This window comes from Pseudomonas lactis (genome assembly GCF_001439845.1).
In the GTDB taxonomy this organism is placed as follows: domain Bacteria; phylum Pseudomonadota; class Gammaproteobacteria; order Pseudomonadales; family Pseudomonadaceae; genus Aquipseudomonas; species Aquipseudomonas lactis.
The window spans coordinates 117,005-123,114 of record NZ_JYLO01000019.1 but is presented as its reverse complement, the minus strand read 5'-3'; the positions used below and the strand labels follow the sequence as shown (position 1 = coordinate 123,114).

Here is a 6,110-nt window from a genome sequence, read left to right as displayed (position 1 = left end):
AGCTGCAACACAAGCGTGGCACCCGCTGGGCATGCGCGCCGCCTGGTTCGCCGAGATTGAGCAGTTTCCGTCGGCGGTCCTGGCCTACCGCTACCCTGACGTGCCGAACCACGGCGACATGACCAAGTTGGCCGCCCTGGTGCTGGCCGGCAAGATACCGGCGCCGGACGTGCTGGTCGGCGGCACCCCATGCCAGGCTTTCTCGGTCGCCGGTATGCGGGAAGGCCTCACCGACCCGCGCGGCGCCCTCACCATCAAATACGTGGAGCTTGCAGATGCAGTTGACTATGTTCGAGCCATCAACGGCAAACCCGCCAGTGTCATCGTCTGGGAGAACGTCCCCGGCGTCCTCAGCGACAAAGGGAACGCCTTCGGATGCTTTCTTGGCGCGCTTGCTGGGGAAGACTGCGAGTTGCAGCCTCCAGGGAAGAAATGGCAGGACGCTGGTTGTGTGTATGGACCCAAAAGAACAATCGCGTGGCGGGTCTTGGACGCCCAATATTTCGGCCTGGCCCAACGACGCCGTCGTGTGTTCGTTGTCGCAAGTGCTCGAGACGGGTTCGATCCCACCGAGGTACTTTTTGAGCGCGAAGGCGTGCGCCGGGATACTGCGCCGCGCCGAGGCCAGGGGAAAGATGTTGCCGGCACCCTTACTAGCGGCGCTCGAAAGAACGGCGGATACAGCACCGATGACATCCCTCACGTAACTGCAGCTTTAACGACCAACCCATATGGTGACCATGAGTCGAGAGAATCCCTTCTGGTGTTCGGGGGGAACAACACCAGCGGCCCAATTGAGGTGGCTCCAGCACGCAATGCGTGCGCCAGCGCCAGCGGAAGGATGGACTTCGAAAGCGAAGCCTTTGTAGTACACGGTACGCAAGACCCCTGTGTAAGCATTGACCAAGCGCACGCTCTGGGCAGAAACAACGGCCAGGAAAATGCAGTGCTGGCTTTCTCCTGCAAGGATCACGGCGCCGATGCCGGGGTAATTGCACCCACTCTGCGGGCAATGAATCACTCAGGCAGCCATGCAAACGCCGGCGGCCAGGTAGCTGTGTGCATCACTGGAGAAATCACCCACACGCTGAAGGCTGAGGGTTTCGACGGCAGCGAGGATGGCACCGGGCGCGGTCAGCCGATTGTTGCATGTCGAGAAGTGGCCCAGACGCTGACCTGCAACTACGGCAAACAGGTCGACAACACGGACTCAGCTCTGGGCCCCAACATTGTGTCGCATACGAGCTCTGTGCGCCGCCTCACTCCAGTCGAGTGCGAACGCCTACAGGGTATGGCCGACTATTACACCCTCATCCCCTGGCGCGGCAAGCCAGCAAGCGAGTGCCCGGACGGCCCCCGCTACAAGGCGATCGGCAACAGCAAGGCCGTCACCGTGGTTCGCTGGATCGGCCTACGACTTCTGCGCCAAATCACACCAAGCCCGTACGGGTGAGCATAGCTATCACTTGCGCGACAGACGTGATTAGGCCGAACAGCGCCACAGCTAATCGAAGCACGAGAATCGAGCATTTCATTGGGGCAAATCTCCAGATTTTGGGAGAGACGTCGTCCCTCTACCATTACATCCGACTTCAAGCCCCCACTCCACCGCCAGGGCATGGCCCGGCAAGGACTCCCCATGCCTACAGAAAACCAAATCACCGCGCCGCTGCTGGTCGAGCGCTCGACAGTCACGAAGCTGGTTATCACCGGTGCGCCACAGCTTGACCCGGTCACCGTCTTCCTCGAGGACTTAGCCCCACGCAAGGGCAAGATCACTGTCAGCTGCTGGGGTAAGAGCTGGACGGCGTACTGGGGTGGAATGTGGGACGGCCTGAACATTGGCCAGTTTTTCTGCGAACTGAACGCCGGCTACGTCATCGGCTACTTCGACCAGGCGATGAGCCCACGGCAGTTCAGTGGTGAGGCGCTTGCAAACAAAGTACAGGCTGCCGTGTTGAAGGATCGCCGGCGTGATGAGCACGGCCAGTACGAAGCGCGCGAGCTGTTCACCGAGGCCGAACATCTTCGCGAATCGCCATCAATTGACCATCTTCACGGCGCGCACAGCGAACTAATGCACAAGATTTTTGGGGATGAGTGGTGGCATCTGGCCAACGATGCCACCGAGCCAAACCCCGATTACGCCTACCTCGAGCGGATCATTCACGCAGTGCAACAGGCGCTGCGCCAGGAACAGCAGCAGGAGGCAGCATGAAGCGCATCTACCTCAGCGGGCCCATGAGCGGGTTGCCCGGGCTGAACTTCCCCACCTTCCACAGCATGACCGCCAGCCTGCGCGCAATCGGCCACACAGTCACAAACCCCGCCGAGATCAACCCAGAAGGCGGCACTTGGACCGACTGCATGCGCCGCGACATTGCCGCCCTGATGGACTGCGACACTGTGGCTACCCTGCCCGGCTGGGAGAATTCAAAGGGCGCAAAACTGGAAGTCCTGATCGCCGAGAAGCTCGGCATGACCGTTTTGGATGCCCATGATCTGGTAACGAGGGAGGCTATATGAGCAGTCAATGGAAACTGGTGCCGGTTGAACCGACCGAAACCATGGTGATAAACGGCTTCGAGTCGGAGCCGGACGAGTGCTTTTCCGATGAAGAAGTCTGGGAGCAGTACCAAGAGATGAGCGGCTGCCAGCAAGCGGCGCTCCGCGCGAAACTGTGCTGGGCCGCCATGCTCGCCGCCGCTCCGGAAGCGCCTGTCACCAATGAGCGTTCCGACAAGGACTATGCCATTGAGCATGCCGAGTACATGGCCAAGTCAGCCGATGGGGTGTTGGCGAAGTTCCAGGCATATGGCCTGGCTATCCTGGCCGTCGATGAGGGCGGAGACGACGGTGAAGGTGAGCAGCTTGAGAATATCGACTCCACCCGGAGTGACCTGCAGGAAGCTCTCGTAGATCTGCGCAGCATGGTTTACGAGTTCCGCAAGCGTGCCGCCAAATCCCGATAGGAGTACATCCGTACTCCACCCGCAAAACCCGTAACCCCTCCCCCTTCAAAGTCAGCCGCTATAGCGGCAAGGATGCGCTCGCATGAAAAAACTGTATTGGATTCTCAGGGCGGCGCTGCATATGCGCGGCCTGATGGGATGGTGGAAGCCAAAAGACCTGGCCTTCTGCTGGGAGACTGGCGCCGTGATCTACGACAACTACGAATACGACGGGCGCCTCAATGAGATCGGCGAGCCTGCTGAAGAGATTGCAGAAGAACTCAGCTGCTGGGGAGAGTGACGTGAACGACCAGACACTGCTGGAGAGGGCGGCACACGCGGCGGGCATCGGCCCCGTTCTTTGCTACGAGACAGCACGCAACTGCCTACGCGTTGGCGATCGCGAGCATTACCGGCTCTGGAGACCACTGGATGACGACGGCGATGCACTGCGGCTGGCCGTGAAGCTTGGGGTTTGCATCGTATTCATGGAGGACCACGACTCAGTTGGCGCCGAGCATTCTCGACATGGCGTGATGATTATCGAGGCGATGGATGACTTCGGAACGCGCCGCGCAATCGTCCGTGCCGCCGCTGAGATCGGAGTGACGCCATGATCGCCACCCTCTGGTTCGCCTACGTCTTTATCTACAAGGGGCCAAGGCCATGATCATCAAGATCGCTTTTGACCCAGACAACCTGAAACCAGACGATGAAGCCTACCCCGCATTCCAGGCCGGCGGCATCACGCTCAAGGTTTGGGCTCTCTACAAAAAGCACTTCATAACCTGCCAATACTTCCGGGAAAACCTGATCGCGATGGCAGAACTGTTCGAGCGAATGCTTGATATCGAAGACCACGACATTCTCCCGTACACAAACATTGATGAGTTCGTTGCCTACCTGGGCGCCTGTGGAATTTACGGAACAACCGCTGGCCCACGGCACAAAGAGATGGTCGGGTGGGTTGTTCGGTACTGGGACTATTTCAACCTGGCCACCCAGTGGTCTTTGAGCCTTCAGTACAAAGTCGTGAAGGAGGTTGAAGAAACCTTGACCATTCGCGGCTTCCACACCGCAAAAGCCTAACCCCAATCCCCCTACATGCCTGCCGGTGAGCGGCGGGCGAGGTATTCCTATGTCAGCAGTTCAGCGATTCCACGAAGCAGCCAACGACGCCCTGGTCAAACTCAGCGAGTACTGCCTGCCAGGCGCCAAGCTGGCGTTGATCATTGTCACCCCGGGCGAGCCGGAGCGAGACATCATCCTGGAAGACCAGGGCCTGGATAGAAACGACGTGGTCAGCGCGCTCCGCCGGCGCGGCCTGAGCATCGACGGCGACAACGCCTACAAGCGCGACCTGTTGGACTGCGTTGTCGGAGCGCTGGCTCTGGGAGCCCAAAACACCAACCCGCCGCCGGTGGATCATTGGGCGCAGCAGTTCTGGCAGATCGGCCGGGATGAACGCACCAGCAGCGAGCAACTGTTGAAAGCACTGACGGCGCTCACCCAAGTGGCGGGCGAATGCGAGCAGATCGCCAGTAACTACAGCGGAACCATCGACGGAATCTTCGAACACGGCGGCGACGACCACGAAGACCCGAGCTGCGCGATCTTCCACCGCCTGTACTACGCCATGTTCGACGCACGGGCCGCAATCAAGAAAGCCACCACATAACCCACCTTCTGCCGCCCAGCGCGGCAAGGACACCCCATGTTCGCAATGAAACTTACCCTGATACTGCTGGGCGCTTTTCTGTACCTGGTAGGAACACTCGGCTGGTTCTTCTGGGCCGGGCCCGAACTTCTGGCCACCGGCACCACCGAGGCACTGCTCTACGCCTTCGCCGGCACATGCGCCTGGCTGCTGATCAGCTTCGGCCTTGCCATCCACATCATCAAGACAGCGCGGCCCACGGTGGGCGGGAGGTAGCTATGGAGCAGGAAATAATTCATATCCCGGAACTGGCAAAGCTGCTTGGTAGGTCCGAATCATCGATACGCAGCGCACGCCAAGAAGGCGCTTATTGGCTGCCGCCGTTTTTCAAGCAGGGAAGCCGGATATGCTGGCGAGTGAGCACGGTGCGCAGGTTCTTGCAGGAATGCGAGGAGGGGCTTCATGCGCCGAAGAGGCCTGGCCGGAAGCGCCAGACACCGCCGACGCTCTCCCGTGTCGGTTAACCGAGCTTGTCGGCCAGAGTGTCTGGGCACAGATGGGTGTATCTCTTGAGCATCCCCATGGTTTTGTGTCCAGTCACAGAAGCTGCTTCCATAATCGACAGCCCCTTCTCAAACAGCCTTGACGTGCCCTCATGTCGAAGGTCGTGGAAGTGCAGGTCCTGCACCTCTGCTGCACGGCAGGCGCGCAGGAAATACTGGCTGGCGGAGTGCGGTGCCAGGGAGAACACCTGGCCATCAATGCGAGCCGGGAGGGAGTCAAGTAGCGTCCTCGCACGGATAGAAAGCGGCACCAGCCGGCGGCTTCCGTTCTTGGTGTCCTCCAGTAGCGCATGCTTGCCCTTGATATCTGCACGCCGTAGCGTGAGCAGTTCACCGCGGCGCATTGCGGTCTCGACGGCAACCTCAATGATCACCGGCATCTCCGCATGGATTGCACCAGCGGCCTTGATCACGGCTTTCAACTCGGTAGCACTCGGCCGGCGATCTCTTTCACGGCTACCCTTGGGCATTCTCAGTTTTGCTACTGGATTGCTCAGCCCTTCAATGCCCCAGTCCTTGATTGCCACTGTATATAGATGGCTGATCAGTGCCAGAGATAACCGAATGGTGTTGGTCGATGCACCGGCGGCCAGGCGTGCATCGCGGTACTCGGCCAGGTCGGATGACCGTAGTTCGGCCAGCGACTTGCTGCCGTATTTGCCATCGGACCACGTCTTTATCCGGGTCAGCTCCTGGCGAGCTCCCTTCTTCTGCGCAGATACTTCTCGCGCATAGCGCTCAAAAGCCTTCGCAACCGTGGTGGCTTCGGCCTCTCGGGTATCGACGAAGCGCTTGCGCGACATATCCCCCTCGATTTCAGAAGCCCACCGTTGCGCCTCCGCCTTCGTGTCGAACGACGCCGAGAGTGATGGATATCCTTTTTTGCGGATCTTGGTCCGCCATGTCCCATTGGGACGCTGCTCAATAGTTGCCATGCTG

Annotated in this window: 11 protein-coding genes; 10 read left to right on the top strand and 1 reads right to left on the bottom strand. The window is 59.7% G+C overall.

Going from position 1 to position 6,110, the window contains the following annotated elements; translation table 11 throughout:
• The 10 genes from TX24_RS27340 to TX24_RS32670 form a co-directional block, all read left to right on the top strand.
• Positions 1-1,453 (top strand): DNA cytosine methyltransferase (locus tag TX24_RS27340; protein ID WP_057711828.1); only part of this gene is annotated, 1,453 nt, incomplete at its 5' end.
• 186 nt (positions 1,454-1,639) lie between these two features.
• Complete coding sequence (locus TX24_RS27335; protein ID WP_057711826.1) at positions 1,640-2,218, top strand: phiTE_072 family protein; 579 nt, start codon at positions 1,640-1,642, stop codon at positions 2,216-2,218.
• Positions 2,215-2,526 (top strand): DUF4406 domain-containing protein, encoded by a 312-nt coding sequence (locus TX24_RS27330; protein WP_057711825.1) that lies wholly within the window; start codon positions 2,215-2,217, stop codon positions 2,524-2,526. Before TX24_RS27335 ends, TX24_RS27330 begins: the two co-directional genes overlap by 4 nt.
• Positions 2,523-2,972 (top strand): hypothetical protein, encoded by a 450-nt coding sequence (locus TX24_RS27325; RefSeq protein ID WP_057711824.1) that lies wholly within the window; start codon positions 2,523-2,525, stop codon positions 2,970-2,972. Before TX24_RS27330 ends, TX24_RS27325 begins: the two co-directional genes overlap by 4 nt.
• 82 nt (positions 2,973-3,054) lie before the next feature.
• A complete protein-coding gene (locus TX24_RS27320) occupies positions 3,055-3,252 on the top strand; it encodes a hypothetical protein (protein ID WP_057711823.1) in 198 nt (65 codons plus the stop codon).
• 1 nt (position 3,253) lies between these two features.
• Positions 3,254-3,568 carry a hypothetical protein gene (locus TX24_RS27315; protein WP_057711822.1) on the top strand — a complete coding sequence of 105 codons (315 nt, stop codon included), beginning with the start codon at positions 3,254-3,256 and terminating at the stop codon, positions 3,566-3,568.
• Positions 3,569-3,617: 49 nt separating this feature from the next.
• A complete protein-coding gene (locus TX24_RS27310) occupies positions 3,618-4,040 on the top strand; it encodes a hypothetical protein (RefSeq protein ID WP_057711821.1) in 423 nt (140 codons plus the stop codon).
• Between the two features lie 49 nt (positions 4,041-4,089).
• Positions 4,090-4,629 carry a hypothetical protein gene (locus TX24_RS27305; protein ID WP_244175942.1) on the top strand — a complete coding sequence of 180 codons (540 nt, stop codon included), beginning with the start codon at positions 4,090-4,092 and terminating at the stop codon, positions 4,627-4,629.
• 36 nt (positions 4,630-4,665) lie between these two features.
• On the top strand, positions 4,666-4,884 hold the full coding sequence (locus tag TX24_RS27300) for a hypothetical protein (RefSeq protein ID WP_044275286.1): 219 nt from the start codon (positions 4,666-4,668) through the stop codon (positions 4,882-4,884).
• A gap of 2 nt (positions 4,885-4,886) precedes the next feature.
• The gene (locus TX24_RS32670; protein WP_057711820.1) at positions 4,887-5,132 is read left to right on the top strand and encodes a helix-turn-helix transcriptional regulator; all 246 of its coding nucleotides are present in this window, start codon (positions 4,887-4,889) and stop codon (positions 5,130-5,132) included.
• On the opposite strand, the gene TX24_RS27290 is transcribed toward TX24_RS32670, so the two are convergent.
• On the bottom strand, positions 5,129-6,106 hold the full coding sequence (locus TX24_RS27290) for a tyrosine-type recombinase/integrase (protein WP_057711819.1): 978 nt from the start codon (positions 6,104-6,106) through the stop codon (positions 5,129-5,131). The two genes, TX24_RS32670 and TX24_RS27290, sit on opposite strands and share 4 nt — an antisense overlap.
• Positions 6,107-6,110: the final 4 nt, after the last annotated feature.

What these genes read in the sequence shown, in the direction of transcription:
- TX24_RS27305 (WP_244175942.1), top strand. Translation starts at nt 4,090, where the DNA reads ATGTCAGCAGTTCAGCGATTCCACGAAGCAGCCAACGACGCCCTGGTC.
- TX24_RS27300 (WP_044275286.1), top strand. Translation starts at nt 4,666, where the DNA reads ATGTTCGCAATGAAACTTACCCTGATACTGCTGGGCGCTTTTCTGTAC.
- TX24_RS27335 (WP_057711826.1), top strand. Translation starts at nt 1,640, where the DNA reads ATGCCTACAGAAAACCAAATCACCGCGCCGCTGCTGGTCGAGCGCTCG.
- TX24_RS27320 (WP_057711823.1), top strand. Translation starts at nt 3,055, where the DNA reads ATGAAAAAACTGTATTGGATTCTCAGGGCGGCGCTGCATATGCGCGGC.
- TX24_RS32670 (WP_057711820.1), top strand. Translation starts at nt 4,887, where the DNA reads ATGGAGCAGGAAATAATTCATATCCCGGAACTGGCAAAGCTGCTTGGT.
- TX24_RS27325 (WP_057711824.1), top strand. Translation starts at nt 2,523, where the DNA reads ATGAGCAGTCAATGGAAACTGGTGCCGGTTGAACCGACCGAAACCATG.
- TX24_RS27330 (WP_057711825.1), top strand. Translation starts at nt 2,215, where the DNA reads ATGAAGCGCATCTACCTCAGCGGGCCCATGAGCGGGTTGCCCGGGCTG.
- TX24_RS27290 (WP_057711819.1), bottom strand. Translation starts at nt 6,106, where the DNA reads ATGGCAACTATTGAGCAGCGTCCCAATGGGACATGGCGGACCAAGATC.
- TX24_RS27310 (WP_057711821.1), top strand. Translation starts at nt 3,618, where the DNA reads ATGATCATCAAGATCGCTTTTGACCCAGACAACCTGAAACCAGACGAT.